The sequence below is a fragment of the Sphingomonas mangrovi genome (genome assembly GCF_047975845.1).
Taxonomy (GTDB): domain Bacteria; phylum Pseudomonadota; class Alphaproteobacteria; order Sphingomonadales; family Sphingomonadaceae; genus Sphingomonas.
This window is the reverse complement of sequence record NZ_JBIUCZ010000003.1, coordinates 115,218-132,046: the sequence shown is the minus strand read 5'-3', so window position 1 is coordinate 132,046 and position 16,829 is coordinate 115,218. Positions and strand designations below refer to the sequence as shown.

The window sequence follows — 16,829 nt, the reverse complement described above, 5'->3', positions numbered from 1 at the left end:
GCTTTTGCCGCAACTCGCCCGTCGCCTCCTGTCGCTTGCCCCCTCTTCGCCCGCTCCCCAGCAGCTGCTTGCCGATGCCGCGGCGGCCGGCTTCGACGGCGTGCTGTGGAACCCGGATGCGCCGATCCTCGGCGATGCGGAGCTGGTGCCGGCAGCGTTGCCGAAGGCGTGCGACGCCGCGGGGCTGGCGCTGCTGGTCGCGCTGCCGCTTGACCGCGTACCGGTCGACCATGCGCTGGTCTCCAGCCACCCGCAGGCGTTTGCGATCCGTCGCGCGGGCAGCGGCGGCGCGGTGGTCGACCCGCGTGCGCCTGCCCGCGCCACCGGCGAAGCGCGGGCGCGGCTGAGCACGCCCGAGGCCGCGGCGCTGCTGCTGCCGATGCTGGTCGAGCGGCTGTCGGCGCTGGTGGAGGCGGGCGTCGCCGGTTTCCGGCTGCTGGGTGCCGACCGCATCCCGTCCGAGACGCTGGCGCAGCTGCTCGGGCAGGTGCGCGAACGCCATGCGGATACGCAGTTTCTGGCCGGAGCGCCCGATCTGTCGCGGCCGCAGGTGCGCGCGCTCGCCGATGCCGGGCTCGATGCGATCCCCTCCTCCTTCGGCTGGTGGGACCTGCGCGCGCGCTGGCTGATCGAGGAATATGAGGAACTCCGCGATCAGGCGCCGCTGCTCGCCGAAGTCACGGCCGAGGCCGGTGGCGATGCCGACGCGCCCGCCGGGCTTGCCCGCACGCTCGCGACCGCGGCGGCGACCGCCAACGGCCTGATCGTGCCCGCCGCGCTGTTCGCCGCCGGCGGCGATGCTGCGCAGGCGGTGCGCCACGCGCTCGACATCGCCCGGCAGGCCGAGGATTTCGCCGGCGAGATGCGGCCGCTCACCGGCCCGCAGGCGCCGGTCGGCGTGCTGCTGCGTGCCGACACCGGCGACGTGCGCGATGCGAGCGCGGCGCTGCTGGTGCTGGTCAACCGCACCGACACGCCCCAGCCGCTCCCCGCTCCGGAGGCGGTGCGCGAATTTATGGGCGCGGCGTTCGACGGCTTCTCCCCGCTCGGAACGGGCGGCGATGCCGACGCGCCGCTCGCCGGCGGCGAGGTGCGGCTGATGACCGCCCGCCGCGCCACCGCGATCCGCAGCACCGTGGCCGCCGACGCGATCCGCGCCGGTACCGCCTCGCCGCGGCTGGTGGTCGAGGACCTCCACCCGCGCGTCGACGGCGGCGCCTTCCCGGTCAAGCGCGTCGTCGGCGAGCAGGTCGCCGTCGAGGCGACGGTGTTCACCGACGGGCACGAACAGCTCGCGGTCGAGCTGCACTGGCGTGCGGCGGACGAAACCCGCTGGCGCGTCGCGCGCATGACGCAGCACCCCAACGACCTGTGGCGCGGCGGCTTCCCGCTCGAACGGCTCGGCCGCTACGAATATGCGGTGGAGGGCTGGCTGGATCGCTTCGGCGGCTTCCGGCGCGACTTCACCAAGAAGCTCGACGCCGGTGTCGCCCAGCCGGTCGACCATGCCGAGGGCCGCGCGCTGGTCGCCGAGGCGGTGGCGCGGTCGCAGGGCGAGGCGCGCACGACGCTCGCCGACTGGCAGAAGCGGCTGGAGAAGGCCGGCGAGGACAGCGCGTCGCTGCTGCTCTCGCCCGAACTCGCCGCGCTGATGGACGCGGCCGACGACCGCCCGCACCGGCTGCGCTCCGAACCGCAGATCGTCGATGCCGAGCGCCTCGCGGCGCGTTTTTCCAGCTGGTACGAGCTGTTCCCGCGCTCGCAGACCGAGGACGCGAGCCGCCACGGCACTTTCGACGACGTGATCGCGCGGTTGCCCGCGGTGCGCGACATGGGCTTCGACACGCTCTACTTCCCGCCGATCCACCCGATCGGGCGCACCCATCGCAAGGGCCCGAACAACACGCTGACCGCCGGCCCGGACGATCCCGGCAGCCCCTATGCGATCGGCAGCGCCGAGGGTGGGCACGACGCGATCCATCCGCAGCTGGGCACGCCCGAGGACTTCGCCCGGCTGGTCGAGGCGGCGCGCGCGCACGGGCTGGAGATCGCGCTCGACTTCGCGATCCAGGCCTCGCCCGACCATCCCTGGCTGACCGAGCATCCCGGCTGGTTCGCATGGCGGCCCGACGGATCGATGAAGTACGCCGAGAACCCGCCCAAGAAGTATCAGGACATCGTCAACGTCGACTTCTACGGCCCGGACGCGATTCCGGGACTGTGGACAGGGTTGCGCGACGTGATCCTGCTCTGGGTCGAACGTGGCGTGAAGACCTTCCGCGTCGACAATCCGCACACCAAGCCGTTGCCCTTCTGGGAATGGATGATCGGCGAGGTGCGCGCCGAGCACCCCGACGTCATCTTCCTGGCGGAGGCGTTCACGCGCCCGTCGATGATGTACCGGCTCGGCAAGATTGGCTTCTCGCAGAGCTACACCTATTTCACCTGGCGCGACGACAAGCAGGGGCTGATCGACTACGTCACCGAGCTGACGACGACCGCGCCCAAGGAATTCTACCGGCCGCACTTCTTCGTCAACACGCCGGACATCAACCCGGTGTTCCTGCAGACCTCGGGCCGGCCGGGCTTCCGCATCCGCGCGGTGCTGGCGGCCACGCTGTCGGGACTGTTCGGCGTCTATTCCGGCTTCGAGCTGTGCGAGGCCGATCCGGTGCCGGGCAAGGAAGAGTATTTCGATTCCGAGAAGTACATCGTCAAGCCGCGCGACTGGCAGGCGCCGGGCAACATCATCGGCGACATCACGCTGCTCAACCGTCTGCGCAGGGCGCATCCCGCGTTGCAGACGCACCTCAACACCCGCTTCCTGCCCGCGCACAACGACCGGGTGATCTTCTACGCCAAGCCCGCCCCCGACGGCAGCGAGATGCTGCTGGTGATGGTCAACATGGACCCGCACCATGGGCAGGACGCCGCGTTCGAACTGCCGCTGTGGGAGTTCGGCATCCCAGACGACGGCAGCGTCGCCGTGGAGGACCTCGCCGGCGGCCATCGCTTCCGCTGGCACGGCAAGCACCAGCACATCCGCCTCGACCCCGATCAACCCTATCGCATCTGGCGTATCGCCCCCGGAGACTTCGCATGACCGCCGCCGCCCCCGACCAGGATCCGCTCTGGTACAAGGATGCGGTCATCTACCAGCTGCACGTGAAGTCGTTCTTCGATTCCAACAACGACGGGATCGGCGACTTCAAGGGGCTGATGTCGAAGCTCGACTATCTCGCCGACCTGGGCGTCAACACGCTGTGGCTGCTGCCCTTCTACCCCTCGCCCCGGCGCGACGACGGCTATGACATCGCCGAGTATCGCGACGTCAGCCCCGATTACGGCACGATGGACGACGCGCGCGACTTCATCGCCGCGGCGCACGAGCGCGGCATGCGCGTCATCACCGAACTGGTCATCAACCACACCTCGGACCAGCACCCCTGGTTCCAGCGCGCCCGCAACGCGCCCAAGGGATCGCCCGAGCGCGACTGGTACGTGTGGTCGGACGACGACAAGATCTATTCGGGCACGCGGATCATCTTCCTCGATACCGAAAAGTCCAACTGGACCTGGGACGAGGTTGCCGGGCAGTATTTCTGGCACCGCTTCTACAGCCACCAGCCCGACCTGAACTTCGACAATCCCGAGGTGCTGAAGGAAGTGCTGTCGGTCATGCACTTCTGGCTCGACTTGGGTGTCGACGGGCTGCGGCTCGACGCGATCCCCTATCTGATCGAGCGCGACGGCACCTCGAACGAGAACCTGTCCGAGACCCACGACGTCCTGAAGAAGATCCGCGCCGACCTCGACGCGCACTATCCCGACCGGATGCTGCTCGCCGAGGCGAACATGTGGCCGGAGGACACCCAGCAGTACTTCGGCGAGCAGGGCGACGAATGCCACATGGCGTTCCACTTCCCGCTGATGCCGCGCATGTACATGGCGGTGGCGCAGGAGGATCGCTTCCCGATCACCGACATCATGCGGCAGACGCCGGAGATCCCCGAGAACTGCCAATGGGCGATCTTCCTGCGCAACCATGACGAGCTGACGCTCGAAATGGTGACCGATGCCGAGCGCGATTACCTGTGGAACACCTATGCCGCCGATCGGCGCGCGCGCATCAACCTGGGCATCCGTCGCCGGCTCGCGCCGCTGATGGAGCGCGACCGGCGCCGCGTCGAGCTGATGAACGCGCTGCTGCTGACCATGCCGGGCACCCCCGTGCTCTATTACGGCGACGAGATCGGCATGGGCGACAACATCTTCCTGGGCGACCGCGACGGCGTGCGCACGCCGATGCAATGGTCGCCCGACCGCAACGGCGGCTTCTCCCGCGCCGATCCGCCCAGCCTGGCGCTGCCGGCGATCATGGACCCGCTCTACGGATACCAGGCGGTGAACGTGGAGGCGCAGGAGCGCGACCGCCACTCGCTGCTCAACTGGCTCAAGCGGATGCTGGCGGTGCGCGGCCAGTATCAGGCGTTCGGCCGCGGCAGCCAGCGCTTCCTGCGCCCCGCCAACCGCAAGGTGCTGGCCTATCTGCGCGAGCATGAGGGCGACACCATCCTGTGCGTCGCCAACCTCGGCCGCACCGCACAGGCGGTGGAGCTCGACCTGCACGAGTTCGAGGGGCGCACGCCGGTCGAACTGCTCGGCAGCACCCCCTTCCCCAAGGTCGGCCAGCTTCCCTATCTGCTGACGCTGCCGCCCTATGGCTTCCTGTGGTTCCGCCTCGCCTCCGACGAGGAGGCGCCGAGCTGGGCGAGTGGTGCTCCGGCGAGCGAGGTCGAGCGCTACACCTTCGTGCTGCGCCCCGCGCTCGCGGACGTGGCGCTGGGCGCCAACCGCGGCGTGCTCGAAAAGGATGTGCTGCCCGCCTATGTGCCGCATCGCCGCTGGTTCGGCGCCAAGGACGAGGCGATCGACGGCGTGCGGCTGGTCCGCGCGACGCCGCTGCCCCATGCCGACGACCTGCTGCTCAGCGAGGTCGAGGTCGCGACCGACAGCGGCACCGCCCTCTACACGCTGCCGCTGGGCATCGCCTGGGAAGGCGAAAGCGTCGGGCCGTTCGCTTCCAACCTGGCGCTCGCCCGCGTCCGGCGCGGCCGCACCGTCGGCCTGCTGACCGACGGCTTCGCACTCGAAGGTTTCGGCCGGTCGGTGGTGCAGGCGTTCCGCGACGGCACGACCGTCCCGCTGGAGGACGGCGGCGACCTGCGCTTCACTGGCTTCGACGGCTTCGATCTGGAGCCGGATGCCGAGCCCGAATGGCTGGCGGCCGAACAGTCGAACTCGACGCTGGTGCTGGGCCAGCGCGCAGTGCTCAAGCTGCTGCGCAAGGTCGCGCCGGGCATCCATCCGGATGTCGAGATGGTGCGCTACCTGACCGAGCACGGCTTCGCCAACGTGCCGCCGATGCTCGGCACGGTGAAGCGGGTAGAGGACGATCGCGAGACGCTGCTGATGCTGGCGCAGGCGTTCGTCTACAATCAGGGCGACGGCTGGCAGTGGACGCTGGGCGTGCTCGAACGCCTCGCCACCGACGAGAATGCGAGCTTCTCCAACTACCGCAACTTCGCGTCGAACTTCGGCCGGCGGTTGGGGGAGATGCACGCGGTGCTGGCGCAGGACAGCGACGACGCGGCCTTCGCGCCCGAGCCGATGTCCGCGGCGGACGCCGACCGGCTCGGCGCACGCGTGGCGGGGCAGCTCGACCGCGCGCTGCTGATGCTGGAGGGCCTGTCGCTCGACAGCGAGGAAGCGGATACGGCGGTCGCGACGCTGCTCGACCAGCGCGCGGCGCTGATGGAGCGGGTCGGCGCGGTCGCCCGCACCGCCGAGGGGCGTGCCCGCACCCGCATTCACGGCGATCTCCACCTGGGCCAGGTGCTGGTGACCGGCAGCGACGTGATGCTGATCGACTTCGAGGGCGAGCCCGCGAAGCCGCTCGCCGAGCGCCGCGCCAAGGACCTGGCGCTGCGCGACGTCGCGGGCGTGCTGCGCTCGTTCGACTATGCCGCCGCGGTCGCCGAGCGCAATCTGCCCGCCACCGGCGAGCGCGACGAGGCGCGTGCCGGCGAACGCTATGCCGCGTTCGGCAATCTCGCCGCCGAGGCGTTCCTCGCCGGCTATGCCGAGGCGACGGCCGAGGCCGGCGGGGCTCCGATGGCGGAGGCGGGCGATCCGCTGCTCGACCTCTTCCTGCTCGAAAAGGCGGCCTATGAGGTCGCGTACGAGGCCGCCAACCGGCCTGACTGGCTGGCCGTGCCGGCGCTGGGACTTGCCCGCGCCGCCGCCCGCCTGCGCAACGAGGAACTCGCATGATCGACGCCGCCGCACTCGCAGGCGCGCTGCGCGCCGGAACACTCGACGATCCCTTCGCGCTGCTCGGCGTGCACGATACGGAGGGAGGCCGCACCGTCCGCAGCTACCAGCCGGGCGCCGAAGCCGTGGCGCTGGTCGCGCGCGACGACCGCCGCCCGCTCGGCGAGCTGACCCAAGACGACGGGCTGTGGACCGGCACGCTCGCCGAGGACGTGCCCTATGCTCTCGCGATCCGCTGGCCGGGCGGCTGGGTGCAGGAGACCGAGGATGCCTATGGCTTCGGCCCGGTGCTCGGCGACCTCGACCTCCACCTGTTCAACGAAGGGCGCCACTGGGACCTCGCGCGCGTGTTCGGCGCGCAGCCGCGCGTCGTCGAGGGGGTCGAGGGCGTCGTGTTCGCGCTATGGGCGCCCAACGCGCGCCGGGTGTCGGTGATCGGCGACTTCAACGGCTGGGACGGCCGCCGCAACCCGATGCGCCGCCATCACGGCGCCGGTGTGTGGGAGCTGTTCGTGCCGCGCATCGGCGCGGGCGCGCATTACAAGTTCGAGATTCTCGGCGCCGACGGACAGGTCGTGCAGAAGGCCGACCCGCTCGCCCGCCGGACCGAGGCGCCGCCCGCGACCGGATCGATCGTCGCGGCGACTGCCGACTATCGCTGGCACGATGCCGACTGGATGGCCGAGCGCGGCAAGCGCCAGGCCCCCGACGCACCGCTGTCGATCTACGAAGTGCATGCCGGGTCGTGGCTGCGCCCCGACGGCGATGCGCAGGGCACGCTCGATTGGCAGGGCTTGAGCGAGCGGCTGATCCCGTACGTCGCCGACATGGGCTTCACCCATGTCGAGCTGCTGCCGATCATGGAGCATCCGTTCGGCGGCTCCTGGGGATACCAGCCGCTGTCGCAGTTCGCGCCCTCGGCACGCTTCGGCTCGCCGGAGGAGTTCGCCGGCTTCGTCGACGCCTGCCACCGCGCCGGCATTGGCGTGATCCTGGACTGGGTGCCCGCGCACTTCCCGACCGACGCGCACGGCCTGGCCCAGTTCGACGGCACGCACCTCTACGAGCATGCCGACCCGCGCGAGGGATTCCACCAGGACTGGAACACGCTGATCTACAACCTCGGTCGGCGCGAGGTGGCGGGGTTCCTGCTCGCCTCGGCACTGTGGTGGCTGGAGACCTTCCACATCGACGGGCTGCGCGTCGATGCGGTCGCGTCGATGCTCTACCGCGACTACAGCCGCAACGCCGGCGAATGGGTGCCCAACATCCACGGCGGGCGCGAGAACCTCGAATCGGTCGAGTTCCTCAAGCGCATGAACGCGCTGGTCGCCGAACGCTGCCCCGGCGCGATCACGCTGGCCGAGGAGTCGACCGCCTGGCCCGGCGTCACCGCCCCCGTCCACCAGGGGGGCCTCGGCTTCACCTACAAGTGGAACATGGGCTGGATGCACGACACGCTCCAGTATGTCGAACGCGACCCCATGTACCGCCGCTGGCACCACGGCGAGCTGACCTTCGGGCTGGTCTACGCCTTTTCCGAAAAGTTCGTGCTGCCGCTCAGCCATGACGAGGTGGTCCACGGCAAGGGTTCGCTGCTCGGCAAGATGCCGGGCGACCGCTGGCGCCAGCTGGCGACGCTGCGGGCGTACTTCGGCTTCATGTGGACGCATCCGGGCAAGAAGCTGCTGTTCATGGGTGGCGAGCTTGCTCAGGACACCGAGTGGAACCACGACGCGCAGCTGCCGTGGGAGCTGCTCGACCGGCCCGATCATGCCGCGATCCAGCGGCTGGTGCGCGACCTCAACACGCTCTACGCGGCCGAGCCCGCGCTCCATGCCCGCGATGCCGATCCGGCCGGGTTCGACTGGATCGTTGGCGACGATGCCGAGAACAGCGTGTTCGTCTACGCCCGCTACGGCGAGGGCCGCGCCGCCCCCTGCGTGGTGCTGGTCAACATGTCGCCGGAGCCGCGCCACGGCTATCGCGTCGGCCTGCCGCGTGCCGGCCAGTGGCGCGAAGTGCTGAACAGCGACGCGGAAATCTACGGCGGCGGGAACATCGGCAATGGTGGAGCGATTACCGCTTCGACGTCGTCGCACCACGGCCAGCCGGCCAGCGCGGACGTCGTGCTGCCCCCGCTTGCGGCGGTGGTGCTTCGGTACGAAGGGGGTCCTCGTTGAACAATCTGCCCGACCGGCTCGAAGCCGGTTCGCCCTATCCGCTCGGCGCCACCTTCGACGGCCTGGGCGTCAATTTCGCCGTGTTTTCCGCCAACGCCGAGAAGATCGAGCTGTGCATCTTCGAGCCGACCGGCCGGCGCGAGATCAAGCGCTATGAACTGACCGAATGGACCGACGAGGTCTGGCACGGCTACCTGCCCGACGCGCGGCCGGGCCTCCTCTACGGCTACCGCGCCTATGGCCGCTATGCGCCCGAGGAAGGCCACCGCTTCAACCCGAACAAGCTGCTGCTCGACCCCTACGCCAAGCAGCTGCACGGCGAGGTCCGTTGGACCGACGCGCTGCACGGCTATCAGGTGCGCTCGCGCCGTGAGGATCTGAGCTTCGACCGTCGCGACAGCGCGCCCGCCATGCCCAAGGGCGTGGTCGTCGACACGCATTTCGACTGGTCGGGCGACACCCGCCCGAACACCCCCTGGTCGGACACGGTGATCTACGAGGCGCACGCCAAGGGTCTCACCAAGTTGTTCGAGGAAGTTTCCCCGCCCGAGCGCGGCACCTTTGCGGCGCTCAGCCACCCGCGGGTGATCGACCACCTCAAGCGGCTGGGCGTGACCGCGATCGAGCTCATGCCGATCCACGCGTTCGTGCAGGACCGCTTCCTGCAGGAAAAGGGTCTGCGCAACTATTGGGGGTACAACACCCTCAGCTATTTCGCGCCCGAGCAGCAGTTCTTCGCCGGCAACAGTCACAACGAGCTGCGCCTGGCGGTGCGCCGCCTGCACGCCGCCGGGCTCGAGGTCATCATGGACGTGGTCTACAACCACACCTGCGAAGGCTCCGAACGCGGCCCGACGATGTCGTGGCGCGGCCTCGACAACGCGACCTACTACCGCCACGTCCGCGACAATCCGCGCTATGCGATCAACGACACCGGCACGGGCAACACGCTCAACCTGGAAAAGGCGCGCGTCATCCAGATGGTGGCGGACAGCTTGCGCTATTGGGCGACGTCGTTCGGGATCGACGGCTTCCGCTTCGACCTGGGGCTGACGCTCGGCCGCGAGGAGCATGGCTTCAACCCCGGCGCGGCCTTCTTCGACGTGATCCGCCAGGACCCCATCCTGGGTCGTCTGAAGCTGTCGACCGAACCCTGGGACATCGGCCCCGGCGGCTACCAGCTCGGCAACTTCCCGCCCGGTTTCGCCGAGTGGAACGACAAGTACCGCGACGGCGTGCGCAAATACTGGCGCGGCGACTCGTCGATGCGCGGCGAGCTGGCCGCGCGCATGTCGGGATCAAGCGACCTGTTCGACCGCCGCGCGCGGCGCCCCTGGGCGAGCGTCAACGCGCTGGCGGTGCACGACGGCTTCACGCTCGCCGATACCGTCGCCTACGAACAGCGCCACAACGAGGCGAACGGCGAGGACAATCGCGACGGCCACAGCGAGAACTACTCGCGCAACTGGGGCGTCGAGGGTCCGACCGACAACGAAGCGATCAACGACGCGCGCCAGCGGGTGATGCGTTCGATGCTCACCACGCTGTTCACCTCGCTCGGCACGCCGCTGCTGCTGGCGGGCGACGAGTTCGGGCGCAGCCAGGGCGGCAACAACAACGCCTATTGCCAGGACAACCCGATCGGCTGGGTCGACTGGAGCAAGCGCGACACGCCCGAAGGCAAGGCGCTGTTCGACTTCACCGCACGGCTGATCGCGCTGCGCCACGAGCACGAGCTGCTGCGGCCGCAGAGCTTCCTCTATGCCGACAAGCTGCCGGGCACCGAGATCAACGACCTGGAATGGTGGGACGAGCGCGGCCAGCCGCTGAGCTCGGAGGATTGGAACAACCCCGAAGGCCGCGCGCTGGTGATGCGCCGCGCGCGCGTGATCGAGGACGGCCGGATCGAGGCGATGACGCTGCTGCTCAACGCATCGGGCGACGCGATCACCTTCCACCTGCCCGCCCCCGACGTGCCCCGCACCGTGCTGGTCGACAGCGCCAAGCCCGGCGAGACCGCATTCGAGGTCGGCAATTCCTATGAGGTCGCCCCGCAGGGTGCGGCGCTGATCCGCTGGATCGCCGACATCGCCGAACCGGAGACCGAGCCCGCGCCGGAAGAGCAGCCCGCGTGAGCGCCTGGGGCGCCACGCCGGTCGCCGCCGACCGCACCCGCTTTCGCCTGTGGACGCCCGATCGCGACGCGGTGACGCTGGAGATCGACGGCGGCGACGCGGTCGCGATGATGCGTGCCGACGACGGCTGGTTTGCTGCCGAAGCGCCGGTGGGTGCTGGCGCTCGCTATCGTTTCCGGCTCGACGCCGACCTGGCGGTGCCCGATCCCGCGTCGCGCGCGCAGGCGGGCGGCGTCCACGGCTGGAGCGTGGTGGTCGACCCGCAAGCCTATCGCTGGACCACGCCCGAGTGGCGCGGACGGCCGTGGGAAGAGGCGGTGATCGAGGAGGTCCATGCCGGCGTGCTCGGCGGCTTTGCCGGGGTTGCCGAACGGCTGCCGGCGCTCGCCGAGCTGGGCGTTACCGCGATCGAGCTGATGCCGGTCAACGCATTCGGCGGCACCCGCAACTGGGGCTATGACGGGGTGCTCCCCTATGCCCCGGCCGAAGCCTATGGCAGCCCGGAAGACCTGAAGGCGCTGGTCGACCGCGCCCATGGGCTGGGGCTGATGGTGTTCCTGGACGTGGTCTACAACCACTTCGGACCCGACGGAAATTACCTGGGCGCCTATGCCGGCGGCTTCTTCCACACCGACGTGCACACCCCTTGGGGCGGCGCGGTGGCGGTCGATGCCGAGCCGGTGCACCGCTTCTTTGTCGACAATGCGCGCATGTGGCTGGAGGAGTATCGCATCGACGGGCTGCGCTTCGACGCGGTCCATGCGATCGGCAACCCCGGTTTCCTCGACGCGATGGCGGCCGAGCTGCGCGAAAGCGTCGGCCCCAACCGGCACGTCCATCTGGTGCTGGAGAACGAAAGCAACGACGCCGACCGGCTCTCTCCCGGCCGCTACGACGCGCAGTGGAACGACGACTTCCACAACGTGCTGCACGTGCTGCTGACCGGCGAGACCAGCGCCTATTACGCCGATTTCGCCGAGCAGCCGGCCGAGCGGCTCGCGCGCTGCCTGGCCGAGGGCTTCATCTACCAGGGCCAGGGCTCGCCCAACCACGACGGCAAGCCGCGCGGCATGCCCAGCGACCACCTGCCGCCGAGCGCGTTCGTCTCGTTCCTCCAGAACCACGACCAGATCGGCAACCGCGCGATGGGCGAGCGGCTGACGCTGCTCGCCGACCCGGACAAGCTGCGCGCGGCGACCGCGCTGCTGCTGCTCGGCCCGCAGATCCCGCTGCTGTTCATGGGCGACAGCGAGGGCAGCGAGGCGCCGTTCCTGTTCTTCACCGACTTCCACGACGAACTCGCCGACGCGGTGCGCGAGGGGCGGCGCAAGGAGTTCGCGAAGTTCGCGGCGTTTGCCGATCCGGAGGCGCGCGCGCGGATCCCCGATCCCAACGCGCGCAGCACCTTCGACCAGTCGCGTCCCGAGCCCGGCCCGGCCGCGGCCGAGTGCCGCGCGCTCTATGCCGAGCTGCTCGCCCTGCGCCACGCGCACATCGTACCGCGGCTGAAGGGCGCGCAGAGCCTAGGTGCCGAGGCGATCGGCGACGCGGCGGTGGTTGCGCGCTGGCGGATGGGCGACGATGCGACGCTGACGATCGCGCTCAACCTGGGCGACGCGGCGGTTGCCTTCCCGAACCTCGCCGAGCCGCTGTTCGCGCGCGGCGAGCCGGGCGCCGGGCCGAGCGTCGCCGTCTGGATGGAGGTATGAGCCCGCTCCACGCCCTCGCCACCGACGCCGGGCTGCAGATCGACTGGGAGGATTACGCCGGCGAGCCGCAGCAAGTCGCCGATGCGGCGCTGGTGAAGGTGCTCGCCGCGCTCGACCTGCCCGCCGACAGCGCGAGCGCGATCTCCGAGAGCCGCCGCCGACTGCAGGACCAAGCGACCGCGTGCAGCTTCGTCTCCGCCGACGTCGGCACGCCGGTGCCGCTGCCCGCCGGCTGCCTCGCCGCGGGTGCGGCCGAGCTGGAGCTGGAGGACGGCAGCCGCCGGTCGCTGCGGATCGACGGGCGGCGCCTGCCCGCGATCGACGTGCCGGGCTATCATCGGCTGGTGCAGGGCGATCGCGTCCTCCGCCTCGCGATTGCGCCCCGCCGCTGCTTCGGCGTCGCCGATGCCGCGGGCGGCAAGCGGCTGTGGGGACCGGCGGTGCAGATCGCTGGCCTGCGCGACACCACCCCCCGTGCGTTCGGCGACTTCGGTAGCTTAGGCGAGACCGCGCGCAGCTTCGCCGCCGCCGGTGCCGACGCGCTGGCGATCAGCCCGGTGCACGCGCTCTTCCCGGCCGATCCCAGCCGCTACAGCCCCTATGCGCCGTCGAGTCGGCTGTTTCTCAACATCCTCTACGCCGATCCCGCGCTTGCCGGGCATCCCGTCGATGAGGCCGCGTCCCCTGACCTGATCGACTGGAACGCCGCGATCCCCGCCCGGCTGCGCCAGTTGCGCGCCGCCTTTGCCGCGCGGAGCGACGCGGTGCGGGCCGAGGTCGCCGCCTATGCCGCCGAGGGCGGCGACGAACTGCTGCGCCACGCGCGCTTCGACGCGCTGCACGCGCATTTCTTCGGCGAGAGCGGCGCCACTGGCTGGCAGGGCTGGCCCGCCGCGTTCCACGATCCGGCCGGCGAGGCGGTCGCGCGCTTCGCAGCCGAACACCGGCAAGAAGTCGACTTCTACCTGTTCTGCCAGTGGCTGGCGAAGCGCAGCCTCGACACCGCGCAGCGCGCCGCGACCGATGGCGGCATGGCGCTGGGGCTGATCGCCGACCTGGCGGTGGGCATGGACGGCGGCGGCAGCCATGCGTGGAGCCGGCGCGACGACCTGCTCACCGGACTGTCGCTCGGCGCCCCGCCCGACCTGCTCGGGCCGGAGGGACAGAGCTGGGGCATCACCGGCTTTTCCCCGCGCGCGCTCCAGCGCACCGGCTTCGAGCCGTACATCGCGACGCTGCGCGCGGCGCTCGACCATGCCGGCGGCATCCGCATCGACCATGCGCTGGGGCTGCGGCGGCTGTGGGTGGTGCCCGAGGGTGCGTCACCGCGCGACGGCGCCTATCTCACGATGCCGCTCGACGACATGCTGCGCGTGCTGGCGATCGAATCGCATCGCGCCAGCGCCGTGGTGATCGGCGAGGATCTGGGCACGGTGCCTGAGGGCTTCCGGCCCAAGATGGACGAGCGCGGCATGCTCGGCATGCGCGTGCTGCCGTTCGAGCGCGACGAGGACGGGTTCATTCCCGCCGAGAATTGGTCGCCCGAAGCCGCCGCGATGACCGGCACGCACGATCTCGCCACCGTCGCCGGCTGGTGGGCCGAGCGCGACCTTGACTGGAACTGGCGGCTCGGCCGCACCCGCGAGGACGCCGTCGAGGCGGACGAGCGCGCGACCCGCGGCGAGGAACGCACGCTGCTGTGGCAGGCGCTCACGGAGGCAGGCGCCGCGCAAGCGCCTGAGCCGGCCGCCGACGACCCCGTCCCCGCTGTCGATGCGGCACTCGATTTCGTCGCTAGCACGCCCTGCGAACTCGCGATCCTGCCGATCGAGGACCTGATCGGTGCCGAGGAACAGCCCAACCTGCCCGGCACCATCGACGAGCACCCCAACTGGCGCCGCCGCATGCCGGCGCCCACCCCCGACCTGCTTGCCCGACCCGAGGTCGCCCGGCGCGTCGCCCGCATCAACACCGTGAGGAACGGATGACCCCCCGCGCCACCTATCGCTTCCAGTTCCACCGCGACTTCACCTTCGCCGATGCCGAGGCGCTGGTGCCGTATCTCGAACGGCTGGGGGTGAGCCACGTCTACGCCTCGCCGATCACGACCGCGCGCAGCGGCTCGACGCACGGTTACGACGTGGTCGACCCGACCCGGATCAACCCCGAGCTAGGCGGCGAGGAGGCGTTTCGTACGCTCGTGGCGGCGCTGCGCGCCCGCGGCATGGGCGTCATCATCGACATCGTCCCCAACCACATGGGCGTCGTCGGCGGCGAGAACGGCTGGTGGATGGACGTGCTCGCCCGTGGCCAGCACAGCGCCTACGCGCGCTTCTTCGACATCGATTGGCGCGAGCCGGTGCTGCTGCCGGTGCTCGGCTCTCCGCTCCCCGAAGCGCTCGACCAAGGAGCGCTGGCGATCGTCGAGGAGGACGGCAAGCGCTTCGTGTGCGCCTACGGCGAGCACCGCTTCCCGTTGCGCGACGAGGACCAGGCCGGCGGCGCCACCAGCGACGCCGCCGAAATCCGCGCGGTGCTGGAACGCCAGCACTATCGCCTGGCCTCGTGGCGAACTGCCAACGACGACCTCAACTGGCGCCGCTTCTTCACGGTAAGCGAACTCGCCGGCCTGCGCGCCGAGGAACCGGAGGTGTTCGAGGCGACCCACACGCTCCCCTTGCGCCTCTATGCCGAGGGGCTGATCGACGGCGTCCGCGTCGACCATGTCGACGGCCTGACCGACCCTGCCGGCTATTGTCGCCTCCTGCGCGAACGGCTCGACGCCTGCGAGCGGCCAGCCGACGCGCCGCCGGGCCCGGCCTATTTCGTGATCGAGAAGATCCTGGGCGCGGGCGAGCCGCTGTCGGGCGACTGGGGCGTCGACGGCACCAGCGGCTACGACTTCATGGAGGAAGTCGCAGCCCTGCTCCACGCGCCCGAGGGCGAAGCGCCGCTTGACCGGCTGTGGGAAGAGATCAGCGGGCGCCCGGCGGATTTCGAGGCCGAGGAGCTGGAGGCGCGCCGCCACATGCTCGCCTGGGCGTTCGAAGGCCAGCTGACGCGCTGCGTCGAGGCGTTCCGGGCGCTTGCCGCCTCCACGCCCGAGACCGCCGGCGTGACCGGCGGCATGCTGCGCCGTGCGATCGAGCGGCTGCTGTGGGTGTTCCCCGTCTATCGCACCTACGGCACCGGCGATGCTGCGCCGGAAAGCGATGCCGAAATCCGCGAGATCGCGCGCAGCCGCGTCGCCGCCCATGTGCCGCCGGGCGAGGAAGCGGTGGTCGACCGCGTGCTCGACTGGCTCGCCGGCACCGGACCGGGCGGCGCAGAGCTGGCGGCAGACGCGGTGCGCCGCTTCCAGCAGCTCTCCGCCCCGATCGCAGCCAAGGCCGTCGAGGACACCGCCTTCTACCGCTATGGCCGGCTGCTCTCGCGCAACGACGTCGGCTTCGACGCGACGCGCTTCGCCGCCACCATCGCCGAGTTTCACGCCGATGCGGAAGGGCGCGCCGAGCGCTTCCCCGCCGGCATGCTCGCCACCGCCACCCACGACCACAAGCGCGGCGAGGACGTGCGCGCGCGGCTGGCGGTGCTGAGCGAGCTGCCCGACTTGTGGCGCGAGACGGTGCTGCGCTGGCACGCGATGGCCGCCCCGCATGCCGAGGGGGTCGATCCGGGCGACGTCTACATGCTGTTCCAGACGCTGTTCGGTGCCTGGCCCGACGGGCTGGCAGCCGACGACACCGCGGGCCTGTCCGCCTTCGCCGAGCGCGTCGTCGCCTGGCAGCAAAAGGCGCTGCGCGAGGCCAAGCTGCGCTCGTCCTGGGAAGCCCCCAACGCGACCTACGAAGGCGCGGCCGAGGCGCTGGTGCGCGCGCTGCTCGATCCCGCCAAGTCCGCGAGCTTCCTCGCCGACCTCGCCGGCTTCCTCGCAACCACCGACGCGCCGGCGCGCGCCAATTCGCTCGCGCAGGTGGCGCTGCGCTACACCGTGCCGGGCGTGCCCGACTGCTATCAGGGCACCGAACTGCCCGACTTCAGCCTCGTCGATCCCGACAACCGCCGCCCCGTCGACTATGCCCTGCGCGAGCGGCTGCTTGCCGACCCCGCGCCGGGCGGCGAGAAGCTGGCGCTGCTCGCCCGGCTGCTCGAGCTGCGCCGTACGCATCCGACGCTGTTCGCGGCCGGCGACTATCGCGCGCTGGCGGTGCGGGGCGCGCGGGCCGAGCACGTCCTCGCCTTCACCCGCACCCGCGGCGACACCACGCTGCTCGCGGTGGTGGCGCTGCGGACCGCCGCCGCCACGGCCGGCACCGACCGGCCGGCGCCGTCCCGCGACTGGTGGGGCGACACCGCGCTGGAGGGCGCGCCCGACGGTGCGGAGACCCAAATCGCGACGCTGCTGTGCGACGAGCCGATCGCGATCCGCATCTTTCCGCAATGACAGCGGGCGATTGCGCGATAGAGAT

At 70.7% G+C, this 16,829-nt stretch carries 7 protein-coding genes; all 7 read left to right on the top strand.

What is annotated here, in order from left to right:
- The first annotated feature begins 4 nt into the window (after window positions 1-4).
- From ACBY01_RS03155 to treY, 7 genes are read left to right on the top strand one after another with little or no spacing between them, the layout of a single operon-like run.
- Complete coding sequence (locus ACBY01_RS03155) at window positions 5-3,103, top strand: maltotransferase domain-containing protein (RefSeq protein WP_416459315.1); 3,099 nt, start codon at window positions 5-7, stop codon at window positions 3,101-3,103.
- A complete protein-coding gene (gene treS / locus ACBY01_RS03150; RefSeq protein ID WP_416459314.1) occupies window positions 3,100-6,333 on the top strand; it encodes a maltose alpha-D-glucosyltransferase in 3,234 nt (1,077 codons plus the stop codon). The genes ACBY01_RS03155 and treS overlap by 4 nt, the downstream gene beginning before the upstream one ends.
- Window positions 6,330-8,516 carry a 1,4-alpha-glucan branching protein GlgB gene (gene glgB, locus ACBY01_RS03145; RefSeq protein WP_416459313.1) on the top strand — a complete coding sequence of 729 codons (2,187 nt, stop codon included), beginning with the start codon at window positions 6,330-6,332 and terminating at the stop codon, window positions 8,514-8,516. Before treS ends, glgB begins: the two co-directional genes overlap by 4 nt.
- Complete coding sequence (glgX, locus tag ACBY01_RS03140; RefSeq protein ID WP_416459312.1) at window positions 8,513-10,651, top strand: glycogen debranching protein GlgX; 2,139 nt, start codon at window positions 8,513-8,515, stop codon at window positions 10,649-10,651. The genes glgB and glgX overlap by 4 nt, the downstream gene beginning before the upstream one ends.
- The gene (gene treZ, locus ACBY01_RS03135) at window positions 10,648-12,360 is read left to right on the top strand and encodes a malto-oligosyltrehalose trehalohydrolase (protein ID WP_416459311.1); all 1,713 of its coding nucleotides are present in this window, start codon (window positions 10,648-10,650) and stop codon (window positions 12,358-12,360) included. The genes glgX and treZ overlap by 4 nt, the downstream gene beginning before the upstream one ends.
- Entirely contained in the window at window positions 12,357-14,348 is a 1,992-nt protein-coding gene (gene malQ, locus ACBY01_RS03130; protein ID WP_416459310.1) for a 4-alpha-glucanotransferase, read from the top strand. Before treZ ends, malQ begins: the two co-directional genes overlap by 4 nt.
- Complete coding sequence (gene treY / locus ACBY01_RS03125; RefSeq protein ID WP_416459309.1) at window positions 14,345-16,804, top strand: malto-oligosyltrehalose synthase; 2,460 nt, start codon at window positions 14,345-14,347, stop codon at window positions 16,802-16,804. The genes malQ and treY overlap by 4 nt, the downstream gene beginning before the upstream one ends.
- Window positions 16,805-16,829: the final 25 nt, after the last annotated feature.